Source organism: Flavobacterium pectinovorum (genome assembly GCF_006438875.1).
Classification (GTDB): domain Bacteria; phylum Bacteroidota; class Bacteroidia; order Flavobacteriales; family Flavobacteriaceae; genus Flavobacterium; species Flavobacterium pectinovorum_A.
In genome coordinates, this window is record NZ_RCZH01000021.1 from 97,641 (window position 1) to 117,834 (window position 20,194).

Below are 20,194 nucleotides of genomic sequence, written 5' to 3' on the forward strand. Positions count from 1 at the left end.
ATATAAAAATTCCAAATTCCAATATATTATAAACATTGGAATTTGGAATTTTTTATTTGGAATTTATTTTAGAAAAGTCCTTTACTTTTGGCTTCTTTTACCAATTCGTCATCTGAACCGGTTTTTATTTTAAGCAATTCTTTGAGATTGACTTTACGTTTTTCGATTGCATTTAAGGAAATCGGAATATATTGCGGCATTGTATGGTGCTCTGTTCCTTTAGACAAATGAAATAAAATTTGCTTGTCGAACTGGTCTATTTCTATTGAATTATGAGGAGATTGATTGACCATTTTTACTACAGACTGGCTGTAATATTTATCGTTTTTCATTACTTTATCAAATGCAAAAAGCAATTCATCAAACGTGAGGTCATTTTTGATAATCAGACCATTTGGGCTTATGGTCCGTATGATTGTTTTGATTTTTAGCAGCTCCGTATACATTGTCAGCAAAATAATCTTGCAGTTGGGCATTTTCTTGATAATCAATTTTGCCAGATCTTCACCAGAAAAAATATCTTTTTCTTCATAAGCGGGCATACTTATGTCCAGAAAAGCGATGTCAAAATTGGGGGTTTCAACGTCTTGCAATAAATCATAAGCAGATCTGCAATCGTATGCCTGAGAAATAAGAAATTCATATTCCTTAGGATTGTAACGAGTAATAGCATTCTTGTATCCTTCAATAATAAAAGGATGGTCGTCAACTATTAAAATATTCCGCTTAGTAAGTTGCGAAAATGGTGCTGTTAGGTCAACTGTCATTATTTTGTAGGTTTATTTTTTGATCTATTGGGACTTTAACTACGAGAATTGTTCCTTCTCCTTTGGCAGATTTTATAGTAACTGTACCCTTACATTCTGCTGCTCGATATTGAATATTATGCAATCCTATTCCGTTCTTGGTTCTTTTGGTATTAAAACCAACCCCGTCATCTGAAATTGAAAGAATCAAATAATTGATCTCACTCTTAAACTCCACTTCAATCGTCTTTGCTTTTGCATATTTATTACAATTTTGAAGACCTTCCTGAATAATTCGATACAAATTGATTTTGACCGTATTACTCACTAATTCCCACTTAATATGAGAATCAAATGAAGTTATCAGTTTTGATCTGTATGTGTTTTGTTGATTTTCAAACAATTTGTTTAAAATCGCAACAAAATTATTAATTAATTCTGATTTTTCACGATTTAAATCATGCGAAATTTCACGTATATCTTCCTCAATATGTTTGAGTTCTGTCAAATACTTCTTTCTCTTGGGAGCAGCATGGGCTTCGTCTAATTTATCTAAACTGTCTAAACTGATTCTGACTCCAAACATTCTGCCCAATACACCATCATGCAATTCCTGAGCCACTTTTTTCTTTTCCTTGATACGAGTATTCTCGATATCATTTTGCTGCGAAATCATCAAATTATAAATATCTTCATTTGCAATTTGCTGCTGCTGCTTAAAAAGTAATTCTCTGTTTCTGGCTTGTTGTGTTTTGTAAACATAGAAAAATAAACCTAACAAAGTACAAATACTAAAAATATAGACTAAAGTTTTATTCTTCTCTTGCAGGTTTGAGTTTTGATCCTTTATTTCGTTGGTTTCATATTCAATACGAGAGAATTTTTCTCCCATTCTACGTTCTGCTTTTTGTAGTTTTTCATTAAGCTGAATGTATTCTTTAGAATAAGTTGAAGCTTTTCTTGGATCGACTGAAGCTATTTGTTTAAGGGCATCAAGTGTATATCTCAATTTACTAGACGCGCGAGAAAGAATTAAAGCTTGTTTTGAAAACTGAATCGCTTTGAAAGTATCTTTTTTAAATGCATAATACTCAGACAAATGAATTTTGTTTAAAATAATTCCAGATTCAAGTTTCAAACTATCTCTGATTTTCAGAGCATTATAAAACTGCAAAGGTAAATCCGAAAACTCTTTTGACTTAAATTTAGAATAAGCTAAATTGTCCAATAGCATAGCATAAAGAACAGTGTAGTCATTAAACAAATTCTTTTGTTCCAGACCCTTCTTGAAATAAACTTTCGCTTTATTAAAATTATGCATATTCAAATACACATACCCAATATTATTTAGTGAAGTCGCTTTTAATTGAAACTCTGACGGAATAGATTTATCTTCAAGAATTGACAATGCTTTATTATGATACTCTAGTGCTTTATCATACTCTTCACGCTCATTATATATGATTCCCAGTAAATTATAACTCTCATAAAGACTATGACTTGCATTTTTTATCGTTTTTAAAATATTAAGCGATTTAAAGACCGTTAGTTCGCTTGCAAAAAAATCTCCTTCATTTAATTGTAGATCTGCTTTGGCTAAAAAAGTTTTAGCCAAATTAACATGATCATTAATTCCTAAATATATTTTTTCTGCCTTGAAATAATTCAAAAAGGCACTATCAGAAACCATTTGGGATTGATAATAATCTCCCAAATACGTATAAACTTTGGCAATACTAGATGAATCTTTACTATCTATTGATCTTTCGAGAATTAGCTTTGATACTTTTTGATAGGATTTCCAATCGCTCATATTATAATAACGATTAGCAACCTTAAAAAGGTTTACTCTATTAAGGGAATCATTCTTTTGAGCAATAACTATATCAAATGCTTTTTGATTGTACTTTTGTTTGTAATTTAAAGGTAAATTAATGTCATTTGCCAGGGAGAAATAAATAGAGAGACTATCATGCGAAGAATTTACATTTTCATCTTTCTTAGTTTTATTGGTACAACCAAATAGAACAAGAACTAAAAACAATAATATCTGAGAATGTTTTTTCAATGTATGTCTATGATTTTCATCAAAAATACTAAAACTATAGACATAAAAAAAGGCTGTCAAAAACTGACAACCTTTTTTAGAATATTTTTATTTTTCTTAGTCTATTTTTACTCTTGATTTTGTCAATTGACTATCAGATGAAAAACTATTTAAACTACTTGCATTTGAATTTATTTGACTAGGTGTATCATAAAGATCTGACTTTTTACCATTTCTTCCTGCTTGCCCACCAGTACCATCAGCACCAATCATAATATCAATATTTCCTGCAATTGATTTGTTTGTTTTTTCTGGAGTTGCAAATGAAGTTGCTACCATTATTAAAGAAAATAATCCGAATGTTAAAGCTGCTTTTTTCATGTTTTGAGGTTTTAAATGATTGATTTAAGGTTTTTGGGGAATGATCGCTGGATGCGAATCAGAGTGTAAAACTAACACTACAATCAAAAAAACTTATACGGAAAAACAGGTTTATGGTAGAACATGCCCAATTGATAGTCAATGAACGTTAAATACGTGTAAATGTCTAATTTTTAGACTTCTAAATAATTTCCTGCTGCAAAATCAGCAATAATTAGATCTACATTTGATTTATAAGTTTTCGAAAAAGGAATCTTTTTCGAGGAATTTTTTATGTAACAAACTGAGTTTCCGTTATGAATTCTGGCTATATAATTTCGATTAATAATATAGCTATTATGAATTCGAATAAAAGGATACTCCAAAATACTCTCAAAATGTTTCAATGTCTTAAAAGCTGTTATCATTTCGCCTGAATTTAAATAAATATCGGTCGAATTATTGTCCGCTTGAAAATAAGAGATATCTGAAGCACTAATGTAGCGATAATCACCGTAAGATTTTACACATATTAATAATGACTTTTCAACAATTTGCGAAGTTTTTTCACCAGGAATAATTGAAGTCGCTATTTCTTGGCAAGTACTTACAGTATTGACTTCGACAACTTCCTTATTTAATTTTAAAATGCTTTTTAATATATCAATTGTTATTATCGGCTTTAGAATATAATCAAAAACACCGTATTGAATCGCATCAAATGCTCCTTCTTTTGTAGTAGTTGTAACAATTATTTTAGGCAAAATTGACAAAAACCTATGTAATTCGTTGATAAAAGCAAGCGATAAATTACTGGATAAATCTTTGGGGTTAATCTCCAGAAAAATAATTGACGGTCTATTTTCTAAAACCAAATTTAAGCCTTCCTCATAATTCATCGCCGAAGCCACAAAAGTTAATTCTGAAAAACCTTCTGCAATTGTTTTGGTCTTCAAAATACTTTCTGCATCGTCATCAATTATAATATACGAATACTTATTCAATATTGGTTTTTGTTGATTTTTCATGAATCCACGACAACTATTCCTTTAGTTCCCTCAATACTTTTGAAAAAATTTACTTTTAATATATTTTCCGCAATTAAAATTACGCAATTCATTTACCTAAACTTTTCAATGTTAATACATTATGAACAAATGTTAAAACATAAAGCTGAAATGCAAATTTCATCGACAAAATACACATTTTTGAATTAAAAAAATCCCAAATTCCAGAAAGGAATTTGGGATTTCATATCATTTTATATAAAAATTTACATTTTCATCAACCAGTTTTTTGTAGAAACCTCGTTTTCAATAATATCTTTCAATTCAGAAATTTTTACACGATCTTGTTTCATTGTATCTCTATGACGAATTGTTACGGTTTGATCTTCGATAGTTTGATGATCTACTGTAATACAAAACGGAGTTCCAAGAGCGTCTTGTCTTCTGTAACGGCGTCCTACAGCATCTTTTTCATCATAAGCTACTGTGAAATCCCATTTTAAGTCTTCAATGATTGTTCTTGCAATATCCGGTAAACCATCTTTTTTAACCAATGGCAAAATAGCTGCTTTTGTTGGTGCCAAAACAGATGGTAATTTCAATACTGTTCTTGTTGAACCGTCTTCGAGGGTTTCTTCTTTTAATGAAGTTGCAAAAACAGCCAGAAACATACGGTCTAAACCAACTGAAGTTTCTACTACATATGGCACATAGTTTTCGTTTAATTCCGGATCAAAATATTGTAATTTTTTACCTGAAAATTGCTCGTGTGCTTTTAAGTCAAAATCGGTTCTTGAATGAATTCCTTCTAATTCTTTGAATCCAAAAGGGAAATTAAATTCGATATCTGCCGCAGCATTTGCGTAATGTGCTAATTTTTCATGATCGTGAAAACGATAATTTTCTTTTCCTAATCCTAGTGACAAGTGCCATTTAAGACGAGTTTCTTTCCAATGGTGGTACCATTTCATTTCTTCCCCCGGACGTACAAAAAATTGCATTTCCATTTGTTCGAATTCACGCATACGGAAAATGAATTGCCTTGCAACAATTTCATTTCTAAAGGCTTTACCGGTTTGAGCAATTCCAAACGGAACTTTCATACGACCAGATTTCTGAACATTTAGGAAATTCACAAAAATACCCTGCGCCGTTTCCGGACGTAGATATAAATCCATTGCAGAATCTGCAGAAGCTCCAAGTTTAGTCCCAAACATTAAATTGAATTGCTTTACATCTGTCCAGTTTCGGGAACCGGTTTCAGGATCTGCAATTTCTAATTCTTCGATTAAAGCTTTTACATCCTGAAGATCATCAGTCATACCTTTTGCAAGTCTTGACAAAATTTCTTTATACTTTGAAAGATATTCTACAACGCGGGCATTTGTGGTAACAAATTCTTCTTCATTGAAAGCATCACCAAAACGAGCTCTTGCTTTTTCAATTTCTTTTTGAGCTTTTTGATTGATCTTTTCAGCAAATTCTTCTACTAAAACATCCGCTCTATATCTTTTCTTTGAATCTTTATTATCAATTAACGGATCATTGAAAGCATCAACATGACCTGAAGCTTTCCAGGTTGTTGGATGCATTAATATTGCAGCATCTAAGCCGACAATATTCTCGTTCATCTGAACCATTGATTTCCACCAATATTCACGGATATTCTTTTTTAACTCGACACCATTTTGTGCATAATCATACACTGCACTCAATCCATCGTATACTTCGCTTGACGGAAAAATAAATCCGTACTCTTTTGCGTGCGAAACCACATTCTTAAATATATCTTCTTGTTTTGCCATAGTGATGCAAAAATATAAAAAGTCCGTTTAAAAAAAAGAAAAATAACAAAGATTGCAGGATTGATTTCGTTATTTTTGTAACTAAATTCTTTCTATTTGTGTTTAAATTCATAATCAACCTCTTTTTTCCTAAAGTTTGCGCCGGATGCCATACTGTTTTAGTTACAAACGAAACTGTTTTATGCACGAGTTGCCGTCACGAAATGCCTCTTACTCAATATCATTTAGATGCTAAAAATGAAGCTGTCAAAAAGTTTTACGGCAAAATAGAGATCGAACATGCTTCGGCACTTTTGTATTTTAATAAAAAAGGAATCGTACAGGAACTCATTCACAATTTAAAATACAAAGGCCACGAAGAAATTGGCTCTGTTTTGGGAAATTGGTATGTCGAAGATTTAAGAGAATTGAATTTAGAAATTCCGTTTGATATTGTGATTCCTGTTCCGCTTCATCCAAAAAAATTAAAAGAAAGAGGTTATAATCAGGTCACTACTTTTGGAATAACGTTATCCGAAGGATTAGACATTCCGTACAACGATTCTATTTTATATCGAAAGACGTACTCCAAAACGCAATCAAAAAAGAATCTCGCGGGAAGATCTGATAATATCGAAAATATCTTTGATGTAATTTCTACAGAAGAAAATCAAAACAAGCATTTCCTGATTGTCGATGATGTCCTGACAACTGGAGCAACGCTTGAAGCTTGTTCACGCGCTTTATTGAAAATTCCGGGAGTAAAAATTAGCATTGTTTGTATGGCTATTGCGAACTCATAAGATGGAAAATTTCAATATCTAAATTCCAAATACCAATTTGTAGTGTTTACAGATTAATTGCCAGATACGTTTCAAAAAATAAATTCCAAATTCCAAGGCTATATAAATTGGAATTTGGAATTTAAGAAATTGTCTATTTGAATTTTAATTCACTACAATTTTCTTAACTGTTCTTCGATTTCCATCAATAACGGTCACCAGATAAATCCCCGAAGAAACATTTGATAATTGTATATTTTGATCAAAATGCGATGTATTATCAAACGAATTAGAATATACTTTTTTACCTAAAATATCGTGTACAAAAACCTCAACCCTATTTGTTGCGTCACTTTCAAATTGAACTGTAAAGTTTCCTTTATTCGGATTTGGATATAAAACAAAATCTATTACATCAAAATCAGGTGTTCCTAAAGTGTAATTTTTCGTACAAATATTTATTGAAGCAGAATTTATTGTTCCAAACATGCCTGTAACATTATCACGAACTCTAAAAGTCCAATTCCCTTGTGGATTTTGATCGTTAAAAACACTCAAAAGATCAACCGGAATCACAATTTGTGAGGTAGTTGTACTACAATTCAAATTTACTCCATCATCATCAAACTGAACAGCTAGAGTAGAATTTACATCCGTACAACCCTTGTTAAACAAACGAACAATTGTTCCTTGTGGGTTTACAACCTGAATTTCAAGATCAGAAAGTCTGGTATGTGTTACATTTAATGAAACATTTACATCTTCAACTTTTCCAGTTGATGCAGGAACAGTAATTGTTTTAGAAGTAAAAGTCGTTGAATTAGGAATACTGAAACTCCCAAAACTATAGGTATCGCAAGTTATTGTCGAAGTATATCCTACTGCAAATGGTGAACTATTTAATGCGTAATAAATATTTGACAAGGGCTCAATCAAAATTCTACAATTTGTTGACGAAGGCACACTTGCAGGAAGTGTGATAACTTCTGAGCCGTCATTTGGTGTATTTGCCGCGAGAGTTATCGGAAAAGTCAAACCTCCATCTGTCGACAATTTTATATTTACAGTAGACGAACCAAACAATGTATTTGTATTATTTACGCTCCAGGTCACGGCTTGATTTGATCCCTGATTCCAACTTACAGTATTACCCGAATGTGAAGTAACTGCAAACGGTCCTGCAAATGCTGCAACGGTCACGATCATTTCATCTGTATTGGTTTGTGCTTTTCCCAAAGCTGCATTATCACGTCCTGTCAATGTAAAATGCAGCGTTCTTGCAATAGACGAAACGGATTCCCAAGTTGTGGTTAATTTATTCACAAGCACTGAACTATAACTTGGCATATAACGAATTGGTGAACTCACAGGCGGCATTGATCTAAACAATGGTCCGTCTGGTTTTGTGGGATATGCAATACTATTGCTTTTATCTGTTGTGATTGCACTATCATTTTGCTCCCAGGTATACGTAACTGTATCTCCATCAGGATCAGAACCGGTTCCGGTTAAAACAAATGCAGTACTTATAGGAATGGTATAATCTATACCCGCATTAATTGTTGGGGGATTATTGGTTAAAGCAGTACTAACCGGACAGTTTTTTCCAGCAAGATTATCCTGAATTTGAGCAATACTTGCATAGGCAAAGTAATCGTCTGAATTATTCTGAACGTCGTAATCCGTTATTCCTGCATAACCCATAAGCGTAGAACCACTTCCGGGCTCAACACTTGTTCCTGTACCTTCAATAGAATAAGAAAAAGTATGTGTTGCTCCTAATTGATGCCCTAGTTCATGAGCCACAAAATCAATATCAAATGTATCTCCCTGGGGTACGCCATCTGACGGAGATGTATAAGCGCTTCCTTTACCAATAGTGTTTATTGCTACCGGACTGCTGCAAATACAACCTATACAACCCGCATTTCCGCCACCGCCGGAACCACCAAACAAATGACCAATATCATAATTTGCCTCACCTATTACGCTCGTTAAATTGTTTTGTACTTCAATATTCCATACTTGATAATCACTTGTACCGGGATAATCTGCTGTACCATCCTTAGCATTAGAATAAGGATCTGTAGTTGCATTGGTATAGATTACAGCATCATTATTTGCAATCAGAATTAATTTTACTGCAAGATCTTTGTTAAAAACACCATTCACTCTTGTCAGAGAAGCATTCATTCCTGCCAAAGCACCGGCTTTTGTTCCTCCAAAAAATGCCGTATATTCTCCTGTGCAAGACAACGCTAATCTTAACGTTTTGAAAACTTTATTACTTGCGTTCGTTTTTGCTGTCTTTTTTGTTGAATTATTTTTTGATGTAAAATCTTTGATTCCACAAACTAATTTTGAAATTGAATTAAGGCTGCCAGTAGAAGTAAACAATACATATCCGGTTTTGTCGTCTGGATTTTTCTCTATAAATTCTGTTGGTTTATCAGCGCGAAGTACCATAGTCTGCATTCCAATTGGTGCCATACTAAAATGAATTTTGGCTGTTTTATCGTCTAAACCGCTTCCTTCATAAGCTCTGATTTCAGGATATTTTGCTTGCAATTCCGGTTCAAAATTCGAAGATTCCCAAACCTGAAAGCGTTCCAAAACACCACTCGCATTTGGAATCGTAATTTCTGTCGTAGTACTTTTGGAATTTTTATTTGTTGTAGCCGAAAGCTTTGCCTGTAAAGATTCTGAATTTAATTTATAGTATAATTTATTGGATTCATCAGAATTTCCTCTTTTACTAAGTGCTGTATTCGCACTAACTTTTTGCCATAAATCATCGCTCTGAGCATGAATTTTGACACAACAGAATATAATCAATAAAAAAAGTAATTGTTTTTTCATACTTCAGGTGGCGTTTAAATTTCAAAATTAAACGAATTAAATTAAATTCTTACATAAATACGACATTTAATGCTTTTTACTCGACGAGTAAACTGTTTTTCACAAAAAGAAACTTAATCTCATCAAAAATCGATTGGGCGTAGTACCAAATTTAAAATAGATAGTATAAATTTGCACCATCTTAAATTATTTGTTTTGAAGCTTTTTCATTCTATAAACGATTTTCAGTCAACCAAGAAAACGATTTTAACTCTTGGCACCTTTGACGGCGTACATATTGGTCATAAAAAAATTCTGGAACGAATTACTCAAAATACGGAAAACGGAAAATACGAAAGTTTAGTACTTACTTTTTTTCCGCATCCAAGAATGGTTTTACAGGAAAAATCAGAAATCAAACTCTTAAATACTATTTCTGAAAAAACGAAACTTTTGGAAGCAACCGGAATTGAAAACCTTGTTATTCATCCGTTTAACGAAAGTTTTTCAAGATTGACTGCAGAAGAATTTGTACATTCTATTTTAGTCGATCAGTTTCATATTCAGAAAATAATTATTGGTCACGACCATCGTTTTGGTAGAAACAGAACGGCAAATATTGATGATCTAATCGCTTTTGGAGCAGAATATGGTTTTGAAGTAGAACAGATTTCGGCACAAGAAATCCAGGATGTTTCTGTAAGCTCAACCAAAATCAGAAAAGCACTCAATGAAGGAAATATGTCTTTAGCCAATGATTATCTGGGTTACGATTACTTTTTATCCGGCGAAGTTGTTAAAGGAAAACAATTAGGGAGAACTATTGGTTTCCCGACAGCAAATATCCAAATTGAAGAAGATTACAAGTTGATTCCAAAGAATGGTGTTTATGTTGTTAAAGCCATTGTTGATCAAAAAGAAGTTTTCGGAATGATGAATATTGGTTTTAATCCAACTGTTGATGGACAAAAACAAACCATCGAAGTAAATCTTTTTGATTTTGATGCTGATATTTATGGTCAGAAAATCGAAGTTTCGTTGCTAGAATATCTTCGCGAAGAACAAAAATTTGGTTCATTGGATTTATTGAAAAAACAATTAAATCAGGATAAGGCAAATGCTTTGGCTTTCGTAAGTCAGCTTTAAAAAGCATTAAAAACTATTGGTCCGTTATTTTCTAACAATAGTTTTTGGCTTAGAAGTTCTTACATCACTATTTTTTTTAGCCTTTCTACTAGCGATAAATTCGCTAATTTCCTTTTTTTCTTTTTCTGATAAAGGTGGACTTTCTATAATAAAATCAACACCTTTTGGTTCTTTTATAAAACTCATCTCTTTATGATTTAAAATACTTTTTTACTAATTTTTTTGATGCTTCAGTCTCAATAATCATTCGTTGGTTTTTAAAATGAAAAGCACCTAAATTTTCCTCATAATGTTTAATTAAATTTGTCTTAGCTGTAAATGCAACAAACCCATCAAATCCTTTTTGAAAAGAAACTTTACAAGCAAAAGCAACTAAATTTCCTGAAACACCTTCGTAAAGTTTATTTTTACCAACGTTAAAAGGAGAACTTTCCAAAAGATTCATATAAACATGATCCTGTTCAATTGTTATACTTATTGCTCCCTGAACAATATTTGAATTATTAACAATTGTAAGCTTATATACCTCCTTTTGAATGTCATTAAATTGAGATTTCCAATCAAAATTCCATCCATTTTTCTTTAAAACAGTTTTTAAATCAACACTCGTTATACGACTCACTTCAGTTTGAAAACTATCACCTGAAATTGTATTTAAAATTGAATCCGTTAATTTGTCAATAATAAAACTTTGCTCGATCTGCTTTTTATTGCTCATACACCAAAAATACAAATTTTAAAGGTAATTATTTAATATCCGTTCAAGAATTTATGGGTTAATTTGACTTGTAGATACATCTTTAATACAAAATATTAATCTCAATTGGAAGTTTTCAATATCTATTTAAGACTTAAAAAAGAGACAAAAAAATACTTTTTCCGATTTTTAAATCATCGTAGTTGTTTTTTTAGTAAATTTGATATAGAACTCTGTTTATCAAATATTTACTATTAACTTCTTTAAAAATAACCACTATGAAATTACCTAAAGAAATTACCAACGGTTTTTTGATATTCCTTGGAATAGGAATTTATTTCTTATTGATGAACGTCCTAGGCTTAGCACATTTATTCTATCTGCGTACCCTGAATGTATTTTTTATATTTTATGGTGTCAATAAAACCATGAAAATGAACTTGCATGAAGGAGAAACGAATTTTGTGTCAAATGCTGTTTCTGCAATGGCAACTTCAGTAGTTGGTGTGGCTTTAAGCGTTTTTGGATTATTGGTTTACAGTTATGCAAGAGGTGGTGATGCTTATGTAAAAACATTATCCGAAACTTTTATGTTTGGAGGAAATCCTTCTGTACCAACTTATTGCATTTGTTTACTGTTTGAAGGAATCGCTTCATCGGTAATTGTCACCTTAATGATGATGTTATATTGGAATAATAAATATATAGCCGATTAATTTTTCAAAACAAAATAGATCATTTAGCACTCTAAAATCATAAAAAAATATAATTATGTGATTTTAGAGTGTTTCTTTTTTGAAAATCACTGTCAAATATTCATTTACAGGATTCATCATTGGTTGATTAGAACAATTTCGTTACTTTTGAGGCTTCAAAAACAATGTACCTAATGAGCATTACAAAACACAACTGGACAAAAGACGAGATAATCGCCATATATAATAAACCTATGATGGACTTGCTGTATGAAGCGGCAACTATACATAGACAAAAACATGATCCGAACGTAGTTCAGGTATCAACGTTACTTTCTATCAAAACCGGAGGCTGTCCGGAAGATTGCGGTTATTGTCCACAAGCTGCCCGATATAACACTGGTGTTGAAGGGAATGATTTAATGAGTGTAAGTCAGGTAAAAGCTCAGGCTTTGCGTGCAAAATCAAGCGGATCATCTCGTGTTTGTATGGGAGCTGCCTGGAGAAACGTAAAAGATGGTGAAGAATTTGATCAGGTTCTTGAAATGGTTCGTACCATTAATAAACTAGACATGGAGGTTTGTTGTACTTTGGGTATGATTACCGAAAATCAAGCGCAACGTTTGGCAGAAGCCGGTTTATATGCTTACAATCACAACTTAGACACTTCTGAGGAATATTATAAAGACGTAATTTCTACTCGTGGTTTCGAAGACCGTTTGCAAACAATCGAAAATGTTCGTAAAACGAATGTTACGGTTTGTAGCGGTGGAATTATTGGAATGGGAGAAAGTATCGAAGACAGAGCCGGAATGCTTGTAGCGCTTTCCACTTTAAATCCTCAACCGGAATCTGTGCCTATTAATGCTTTGGTTGCTGTTGAAGGAACTCCAATGGAGGAAGAAAAACCAGTTGAAATCTGGGAAATGATTCGAATGGTGGCAACTACAAGAATTATAATGCCGGACACACAAGTTCGTTTATCTGCCGGAAGAACAAATATGAGCCGTGAAGGACAGGCAATGTGCTTTTTTGCTGGTGCAAACTCTATTTTTGCAGGTGATAAATTATTGACTACTCCAAACCCTGATGTTCAGGAAGACATGAAAATGTTTGACTTGTTAGGATTAATTCCGCAAAAGCCATTTGTTAAAGTTTCGCAGCCACAAACGGTTGAAGCAGCAGATTCTCAATTTGCTCCTTTAGGCGAAAAACCTAAGTGGTCACGTCCCGGACATACGATTGATAGAAACCTTGAAGCTTCGATCAAATCAAAAATTTAATTAAATGAGTTAATAAATCTCAACAAATATTTTTAAATTGCTTATAACATGTGTTATAAGCAATTTTTTTATTTAATAGAGATGAATTTAAAACAAATCGAAAGGGTAAAAAAGATCTCAAAAGCTGATTTTATTTCCCAATATGTAAAAAATCAAATTCCCGTTGTTATTGAAGAACTGACCGAAGACTGGCCAGCATATCAAAAATGGAAATTATCCTATATCAATGAAATCGCCGGTGATATTATCGTTCCTCTATACGATAACAGACCCGTAAATCATGAAGATGGCTTCAATGAAGCGCATACTAAAATGAAAATGAGCGATTACATCCGTCTTTTAGAACAGAAACCTACCAATTATCGCATCTTTCTTTATAATCTAATGAAAGAAGTGCCAACTTTAAAAAATGACTTTCTATGGCCGGATATTGGCTTGAAATTAGTCAAACAAATGCCAATGTTGTTTTTTGGTGGAGAAAATTCGAGAGTTTTCATGCATTATGATATCGACTATTCGAATATTTTGCATTTTCATTTTCATGGAGAAAAACAATGTATGCTTTTTGCTCCAAATCAGTCTAAATATATGTACAAAGTGCCTCACGCTTTAATCTCGAGAGAAGACATCGATTTTGACAATCCTGATTACACAAAATTTCCCGCTCTTAAAAATGCCGAAGGTTATATCACCAATCTAAAGCATGGGGAAATGTTATATATGCCCGAAGGTTATTGGCATTACATGAAATACCTGACTCCAGGATTCTCTATGAGTTTAAGGGCTTTTCCTAAAAACATTACTAATTTATCAAAAGCGGTTTATAACGTTTTTATTATGCGCCATTTTGATATTATAATGCGAAAATTTAAAGGCCAAAAATGGATTGATTATAAAAATGAAAAGGCAATTAGCAATACCAATGAAAGTTTGCAAAAGACTTTTTAAAAACAAAATGTGAACAAAATACTATTTTAAGATTTGTTATAAATTAGAAAAATGCGCAAAGTCACGCACATTTGAGCAGCTTTTTATAAATATATTTTGAATAGCGGGGATTAATTAAAAACATAATCAAAGAAGTATATGTCAGAAAAATCGGCAACCACAATAAAGATCAATTTTCTCAAGTAATTCATTATAATTTTTAAAATATAATGAAGATATAATCAATTCTTTGTCATTTTCTAAATAATATATATAAATATAATACCCCGTAATTTGACCAACCTCACAACTGTAAAAACCATCTATAAATTCTTTGTCTACATGTCTAATAGCTCTATAAGAGAAACTTTCTTTCTTTCGGGATAAAAGGTAGATTTTTGTGATTGTTTTTTTTTCCACGACGACTTTATAAGTAGATTTTAAGCCATAAAATAAAAATAAACACCCAACTATAAAAAGAAAAATGGCAGGCAAAATAACATCAGCATTTTTTTTATAATAAATCTTAACAGTTACAAGCAAAATACTTACAACAATACAGGTAATTGGTATAAAGATATTTCTCAAAAGGTAACGTTTTTCAAATTTTGAAACTAACATCATTTTTTATTTTAGATTAATGTTAAAAGATATTGAATCCTTTAATGCTTGAGTAATCTTATTTAAAGGATTCGTTTGCGAGCGGTACAAAATTACTGCGAATCATAAAACCAAAAAGCCCAAAATAAGTTTATTTATAACACAATAAGACAAAATCAATCTTATCAAAAAACGCTCTTTGATTGACCATTATTATGCGAAAGAATTCGTACGGAAGCAATGCAGAAGCTTATTCAAAATAAAAATATAGATAAAGGCTAAAAATAAATAACGGAATTATAAAATAATACTTTGGTTTCGATTTCAATAAAAAAGAAATCGTTAGAGAATGAATTATTCCAACTCCTATTATCACATAATACCATTTATCATTAAACCCTGCAGAACCTGAACCCAATAAAAAGAAAACATATAATAAAACAAGGAGTGTCGTCAGATATTTAAAATCAATATCGTAAATCTTTTCATAGTTGATTATTTCTCACCGCTTCCGCACGAATTCTTTCGTGTGGCGCAACAACTAGCCATTAAACATTCTAAAAATACAAACCATCTGGATTATGAAATTTGTTATTTCTACTCCTTTTCTGAAATTTAGAATTAATCGTTGCTAATTACACCATACCACACGAAAGGATTCGTGCGGGAGCGGTGTTTTTAACAAATTGCTTAGTACTTTTTAATATAATCCTGCCAATCTTTCGGATATTTCTTTTTAATATTCTCTTGTATATAATCCGGAATGGGTTCTTTATTATAATCTAAACCTTTGCTTTTCAAAAAAGTTTTTACTTTTAGCTTATTTCTGTATTCTTCTGAATGTAAGTCAAACAAACATTGTCTTAATGCTTCTAAAATAAAAATTTGTTCATTATCAACTCTTGTGTATATAACTTTTTTATAATCTGCCCCCTTTTCTAAAAGATATAACACTATATCCATTTTGCGTGCGGTAATAGCATCTGCAAGAGGCAATTTTGTATATATTTCTGGTCCCTCATTAGAATAGTTGATATCTGCTCCAGCCTCTACTAAAAGTTTTACTTTTTTAAAACTGTTAGGATCTAAAAAATTAATTGCTGCTAACAAAGCTGTTTCTCTGGCTTGGTCACCTTTTTTAAACGGAGCAGTTTCAATTGCATTTGGATTTCCTTTATATTTTAAAAGGAGCGCTAAGTATTTGGGATCGTTGTTATGTGCGGCTGCAATTGTCGCACAACTTCCTTTATAGAAGTCTTCTAAATTAGGATTTGCACCTAATTCTAATAACACTTTTACACTTTCAAAATTGCTATTACCAACACTTAAGATTAACAATGTATTCCCAAAAACAGGTTCTCTAAAATCGACTTTTATTTTGTTTTTTAGCATCTCCTCTTTTATTTTAATAGTGTTTCCATCTTCAACTGCTTTTGCCAATTCCCAAGCGGACGTATTTTGGAACAAGCGATAATCGTACCCTATTAGTTTTTTCTTATCAACAATTGCTTCTCTATTATTGCATCCAATAAAAAGGAAGATTACTAAGTAGCCAAATAACTTTTTCATAATTTTATTTATCTGAATTAGGTTTGAAAAAAGAATCCATGGTGTTTTTAACAAATTGCCCAAAAGTGTTTGTTTTTAATGATTCAATAACCGAATCGATACTATGACCATCTTTATAACCATTGATGCTTCCTGGACTTAAAAAATATTTTTCGCCGCCTGCTGTTGGCAAGCCAGTAGAACCTTGTATTGCATTTAATGGATCTGATGTCATTAAATAGGCATCTGTATTAGATTTTTGGTTAGTATCCACTGTAAATACAGATACTCCTGCCGCATTAAAAGTAACTGCTTTGTCACCTGTAGTAAGTGCATTTGCTTCTGCTAAACCACCTCCTAAAGAATGCCCAGTAAAGGTAAGTTCTGCTCCTTTAGGTAATGCCATTTTTAAATCTCCCGCAACTTCCATGGATTGTTTGTATTGTTCTGAAAGACCAAATAATTGTTTCCCATTGGTTTTCCAATCTTTACCATCTTCAGTTCCCGCAGTTGCGTAAGTATATTCCGTTTTCCCTTTAGTAGTGCGCTCATATAAGGCAGATTTAAAACCAGTATTAAAATTACTCATAGATATTCCTTCACTTGCATTCGAAACTTTCCAACCACCAACTAACTTTACTTTATTCCCTCCATAAACATGTTTTGACATAACAGCTGCTTCTAATGGAGATGGTTGTGCTAACATCCCATCCGGGTCAATAAAGTAAACTGGATTGTTAAGTGCATATGTATAGGGACTAAATCTCCGGGATTTTTCTGCCAATGGATCTAATGTTCTCCAAATTCCTAATGCTTGATCATATAGTCTTGCTCCAAAATCGTACATATTAAGATCCAGTTCATCTTGAAACTCTTTCCCGTTATACTTATACTTATATCCAAGCTGTAAATTATCTGTATTATAGCCTGCATGTTTAAAACCAAAAGGATAATAATTATTCTCTTCCAGAATTTCAAGACCTGTTTTCTTAGCGTTTTGAGCATAACTTAACCTAACATTACCTAAATGGTCTGAGTAATTAAATACATAACCAAAAACATATGTTGCAGGATTTGTACTTGTGTTTCGAACATAACCTTCTACTGTTGGAAAAAACTGTAAAACATCATTTTTGTATTGAAAACCGGACACATATTTTGTATTGGTTAATACCTTATTTTCGGTTACGTTTTTTTCCAGTTTTTGACCCGTGGCATCGTAAATATACTCAATCGTATTTCCGTCTCCAAATGTTATTTTCTTGGTTAAATTAAGATGGTTATAGACAATCTCGATAATTTTTTTGTTTTGATCTTTAGTAAGATTTCCTTTGTCGTCATAGGCATAATCGTCTCCTGTTTTATTAGCGCTTTTAAATCCTTGTGGATTATTGGTGGCGTCTGTTACTTTTATTAACTGGTTCGAATTTTTAGCATACGAATACCCCAGATCATCCATATCATCTGCATAGGGATTCGTTAATGTTCCTGCCATAAACTTACGCTGCAATTTGGTAATGTTTCCGTTTTTGTCGTAGTCCATGTTCTCTCCAAAATAGTTTTTGTTTACGGCTAGTTTTGGGGTTTGATACGTGGCATTTTTCAATCGGTTCAACTGGTCGTATTGATAGCCATATCCGCGAAGTACACTTCCGTCAGAATTTGTTGCCCAGAATGTTTCGGCTATATTACCGTTAAAAAGTGCCTTTGTAACGGCTGAATTTCCTTCGGTTTTAGTATAGTTTATCTTGAATGCAAACAGATCTTTTGGATCTGATCCTTGCTGCAGATTATCTGTTTTATTAATCTGGGTAAGCCAGCCCCTAATGTTATAATTATAACCTATTTTCTGTAAAGGACTCCCTGTACTATTCCCTACATTTTTCCCCACAAGCTGACCCAATGCATCATAGGTATTGTCTGCTAGAAGCTGTTCTGTTTCTGCACCTATTTGATGTGTGTGGGTCAGCAAACGGTTTTGGGCTGTATAGGTGAATTTTTCTTTTACAGTAATTTTTGTTCCTCCACTTACCTTTTGATGTTCTGTTACACTGCTAAGGGTTTTTCCTGTAAAATCAATTTCACTATCGGTATGGCTAATACCAGTCAAATAATTTTTCACATAATTGCTTATAACTCTTCCTTTAGTATCATAAAAAATAGTGCTTGTTTCTCCTGCTGTATTTGATGCCGTTGTAAGTGCTCTTGTCCAGCTTCCTGTCGCCAGACTTTTGGTATTTGTTAAAACTTTTTGCCCTATAATTGTAGCAGGCAGTGCCTGAACTGCGGGAAAAGTATAATCATCATAATAATTTACGGTTAACAGTTTGAAAATCTTTGGTTCAATATCATTCGTATAATATGCTGCAATACCGTCTATGGTTCCGGATGTTTGTTTGGTTTCGAACAAAACTTTTGCTGTGTTTTGAGCGGTTTGCATTGTGTTTCTTGTCAGTGAATTTACGCTTTGGTTGTACCAACCGGTATAAACAGGTCGGCCAAAAACATCATATTTGGTAATAAGCCAGCCAATTGCCGCATCACTTTGAAAGGGCGAAAACGCAGGACCTGTCGCCACTGGTCTGTTTAATTTGTCATAAACAATAAACTCCCATTCTTTACCAGGTAATTTTTTTTTGACTAAGCGCTTTTTGTTGTCATATTTATATTGATAACATAATCCGTTTAAAACCTCATCATTGATTGTAATATCTGCTTTTGGCGGCAGTACATAAGTCAGATTCCCATATATATCATAAACATAATACGTATCATGTTTAAGACCGGCATTGTAAGTTCTCTTTAAAACAATTTGTCCTTCTTTGTTTTTGAATTCGATTACAGAACCGGAAGATTCACTTGGATTTACTCCTGAATTCTCATCATAGGATACATTTTTGTATAATTCATGTTCGTCATAACTCCCATCATCTGAAAAACTAATATCATACAAACCTTTGCTGGTTTGCCAACTTGTAATGGCTTTATATAATTTTACTGCATCACCGAAAGTATTGGTTTGGTACTCTAATTTTATAGTGTTTTTTTTAGGATTGCTCATTGCCCAATCATTTCCCGGTGCTGCTTGTTCTATTATTCGATTAAGGGGAGACGATTCAAGCTTCTTTTCCGAAAACGGATTTATAGTTTTGTCGTAATATTCTTTATCGTAAAAGCTTATAGTGTTATCCAAAGCATCCTGTGCGTCCATTTTTGAATAGTTATTGTCGGTATTAGCCACAGAGAAAGGCAGATAGTCTTTTACTTGTCTGCCAAATTCGTCGTATTCAATATGTGTTATAATATCTGAAACATCTCCGCCCTGACGAATTGCAATTTTTTGCACAGGTCTCCCTAATCCATCAAAATAAAGGATACTTTCCTGTACATCTCTATTATTTTTAATTCCGTTAACGGTAGTCATTGGAGTTTGAAAAATACGACTGTATATATAGTTATCATTTTTAGCAATAGAAGGAACAACAGGAATAGCGATATCCTGTGCGAGTGAACTTATTCTGGCTGTAAAAGTGCTTCCGGCCTGTATGAATGTACCAGGTCCAAAAGTGATGGTCTCGCCGGCAATTAATGTAACAGAACCTGTAGCCGCCGTTACGTTATAACTGGTTACAGGTTTTTCGGGTTTTGCTATGCTTAAGGGTGTTTGGGCATGGATCGCAGTTGCAGTAAAAAACAATAAAACGACTGCATATTGGGAAATATTTTTTATCATA

16 protein-coding genes are annotated in these 20,194 nt (G+C 32.8%); 5 read left to right on the forward strand and 11 right to left on the reverse strand.

Going from position 1 to position 20,194, the window contains the following annotated elements; translation table 11 throughout:
- Nucleotides 1-68: 68 nt before the first annotated feature.
- The 5 genes from EAH81_RS23850 to EAH81_RS23870 form a co-directional block, all read right to left on the reverse strand.
- On the reverse strand, nucleotides 69-767 hold the full coding sequence (locus EAH81_RS23850) for a response regulator transcription factor (RefSeq protein WP_140511509.1): 699 nt from the start codon (nucleotides 765-767) through the stop codon (nucleotides 69-71).
- Entirely contained in the window at nucleotides 757-2,874 is a 2,118-nt protein-coding gene (locus EAH81_RS23855) for an ATP-binding protein (protein ID WP_317130510.1), read from the reverse strand. Before EAH81_RS23855 ends, EAH81_RS23850 begins: the two co-directional genes overlap by 11 nt.
- Nucleotides 2,875-2,910: 36 nt before the next feature.
- A complete protein-coding gene (locus EAH81_RS23860) occupies nucleotides 2,911-3,174 on the reverse strand; it encodes a hypothetical protein (RefSeq protein WP_140511510.1) in 264 nt (87 codons plus the stop codon).
- A 173-nt stretch (nucleotides 3,175-3,347) separates the two neighbouring features.
- Entirely contained in the window at nucleotides 3,348-4,181 is an 834-nt protein-coding gene (locus EAH81_RS23865; RefSeq protein WP_241676642.1) for a LytR/AlgR family response regulator transcription factor, read from the reverse strand.
- Nucleotides 4,182-4,426: 245 nt separating this feature from the next.
- Entirely contained in the window at nucleotides 4,427-5,965 is a 1,539-nt protein-coding gene (locus EAH81_RS23870; protein ID WP_140511511.1) for a glycine--tRNA ligase, read from the reverse strand.
- A 98-nt stretch (nucleotides 5,966-6,063) separates the two neighbouring features.
- Here EAH81_RS23870 and EAH81_RS23875 point away from each other — a divergent pair, with 98 nt between their 5' ends.
- A complete protein-coding gene (locus EAH81_RS23875) occupies nucleotides 6,064-6,747 on the forward strand; it encodes a ComF family protein (protein WP_170214152.1) in 684 nt (227 codons plus the stop codon).
- 144 nt (nucleotides 6,748-6,891) lie between these two features.
- On the opposite strand, the gene EAH81_RS23880 is transcribed toward EAH81_RS23875, so the two are convergent.
- Nucleotides 6,892-9,585 (reverse strand): reprolysin-like metallopeptidase, encoded by a 2,694-nt coding sequence (locus EAH81_RS23880; protein WP_140511512.1) that lies wholly within the window; start codon nucleotides 9,583-9,585, stop codon nucleotides 6,892-6,894.
- A gap of 195 nt (nucleotides 9,586-9,780) precedes the next feature.
- Between EAH81_RS23880 and EAH81_RS23885 the strand changes: the two genes are divergently transcribed.
- The gene (locus tag EAH81_RS23885) at nucleotides 9,781-10,710 is read left to right on the forward strand and encodes a bifunctional riboflavin kinase/FAD synthetase (RefSeq protein ID WP_140511513.1); all 930 of its coding nucleotides are present in this window, start codon (nucleotides 9,781-9,783) and stop codon (nucleotides 10,708-10,710) included.
- Between the two features lie 24 nt (nucleotides 10,711-10,734).
- Here EAH81_RS23885 and EAH81_RS27660 read toward each other — a convergent pair whose 3' ends face one another.
- Both EAH81_RS27660 and EAH81_RS23890 read right to left on the reverse strand, forming a co-directional pair.
- On the reverse strand, nucleotides 10,735-10,896 hold the full coding sequence (locus EAH81_RS27660; protein ID WP_170214153.1) for a hypothetical protein: 162 nt from the start codon (nucleotides 10,894-10,896) through the stop codon (nucleotides 10,735-10,737).
- A gap of 4 nt (nucleotides 10,897-10,900) precedes the next feature.
- Nucleotides 10,901-11,428, reverse strand: coding sequence for a hypothetical protein (locus EAH81_RS23890; protein ID WP_140511514.1), 528 nt, complete (start codon nucleotides 11,426-11,428; stop codon nucleotides 10,901-10,903).
- A gap of 257 nt (nucleotides 11,429-11,685) precedes the next feature.
- Here EAH81_RS23890 and EAH81_RS23895 point away from each other — a divergent pair, with 257 nt between their 5' ends.
- The 3 genes from EAH81_RS23895 to EAH81_RS23905 all read left to right on the forward strand — a co-directional run bounded on the left by EAH81_RS23895 (nucleotide 11,686) and on the right by EAH81_RS23905 (nucleotide 14,333).
- A complete protein-coding gene (locus tag EAH81_RS23895) occupies nucleotides 11,686-12,123 on the forward strand; it encodes a hypothetical protein (RefSeq protein WP_140511515.1) in 438 nt (145 codons plus the stop codon).
- 173 nt (nucleotides 12,124-12,296) lie between these two features.
- Nucleotides 12,297-13,385, forward strand: a complete 1,089-nt coding sequence (gene bioB, locus EAH81_RS23900) for a biotin synthase BioB (RefSeq protein ID WP_140511516.1) — start codon at nucleotides 12,297-12,299, stop codon at nucleotides 13,383-13,385.
- 81 nt (nucleotides 13,386-13,466) lie between these two features.
- Nucleotides 13,467-14,333, forward strand: a complete 867-nt coding sequence (locus tag EAH81_RS23905) for a cupin-like domain-containing protein (protein ID WP_140511517.1) — start codon at nucleotides 13,467-13,469, stop codon at nucleotides 14,331-14,333.
- Between the two features lie 141 nt (nucleotides 14,334-14,474).
- Here EAH81_RS23905 and EAH81_RS23910 read toward each other — a convergent pair whose 3' ends face one another.
- The 3 genes from EAH81_RS23910 to EAH81_RS23920 form a co-directional block, all read right to left on the reverse strand.
- Nucleotides 14,475-14,936 (reverse strand): hypothetical protein, encoded by a 462-nt coding sequence (locus tag EAH81_RS23910; protein WP_140511518.1) that lies wholly within the window; start codon nucleotides 14,934-14,936, stop codon nucleotides 14,475-14,477.
- Between the two features lie 666 nt (nucleotides 14,937-15,602).
- Complete coding sequence (locus tag EAH81_RS23915) at nucleotides 15,603-16,481, reverse strand: ankyrin repeat domain-containing protein (protein WP_241676643.1); 879 nt, start codon at nucleotides 16,479-16,481, stop codon at nucleotides 15,603-15,605.
- A gap of 4 nt (nucleotides 16,482-16,485) precedes the next feature.
- Nucleotides 16,486-20,193 (reverse strand): DUF6443 domain-containing protein, encoded by a 3,708-nt coding sequence (locus EAH81_RS23920; protein WP_241676644.1) that lies wholly within the window; start codon nucleotides 20,191-20,193, stop codon nucleotides 16,486-16,488.
- Between the last annotated feature and the right edge of the window lies 1 nt (nucleotide 20,194).

What these genes read in the sequence shown, in the direction of transcription:
- EAH81_RS23850 (WP_140511509.1), bottom strand. Translation starts at nt 767, where the DNA reads ATGACAGTTGACCTAACAGCACCATTTTCGCAACTTACTAAGCGGAAT.
- EAH81_RS23860 (WP_140511510.1), bottom strand. Translation starts at nt 3,174, where the DNA reads ATGAAAAAAGCAGCTTTAACATTCGGATTATTTTCTTTAATAATGGTA.
- EAH81_RS23865 (WP_241676642.1), bottom strand. Translation starts at nt 4,181, where the DNA reads ATGAAAAATCAACAAAAACCAATATTGAATAAGTATTCGTATATTATA.
- EAH81_RS23870 (WP_140511511.1), bottom strand. Translation starts at nt 5,965, where the DNA reads ATGGCAAAACAAGAAGATATATTTAAGAATGTGGTTTCGCACGCAAAA.
- EAH81_RS23880 (WP_140511512.1), bottom strand. Translation starts at nt 9,585, where the DNA reads ATGAAAAAACAATTACTTTTTTTATTGATTATATTCTGTTGTGTCAAA.
- EAH81_RS27660 (WP_170214153.1), bottom strand. Translation starts at nt 10,896, where the DNA reads ATGAGTTTTATAAAAGAACCAAAAGGTGTTGATTTTATTATAGAAAGT.
- EAH81_RS23890 (WP_140511514.1), bottom strand. Translation starts at nt 11,428, where the DNA reads ATGAGCAATAAAAAGCAGATCGAGCAAAGTTTTATTATTGACAAATTA.
- EAH81_RS23895 (WP_140511515.1), top strand. Translation starts at nt 11,686, where the DNA reads ATGAAATTACCTAAAGAAATTACCAACGGTTTTTTGATATTCCTTGGA.
- bioB (WP_140511516.1), top strand. Translation starts at nt 12,297, where the DNA reads ATGAGCATTACAAAACACAACTGGACAAAAGACGAGATAATCGCCATA.
- EAH81_RS23905 (WP_140511517.1), top strand. Translation starts at nt 13,467, where the DNA reads ATGAATTTAAAACAAATCGAAAGGGTAAAAAAGATCTCAAAAGCTGAT.
- EAH81_RS23910 (WP_140511518.1), bottom strand. Translation starts at nt 14,936, where the DNA reads ATGATGTTAGTTTCAAAATTTGAAAAACGTTACCTTTTGAGAAATATC.
- EAH81_RS23915 (WP_241676643.1), bottom strand. Translation starts at nt 16,481, where the DNA reads ATGAAAAAGTTATTTGGCTACTTAGTAATCTTCCTTTTTATTGGATGC.
- EAH81_RS23920 (WP_241676644.1), bottom strand. Translation starts at nt 20,193, where the DNA reads ATGATAAAAAATATTTCCCAATATGCAGTCGTTTTATTGTTTTTTACT.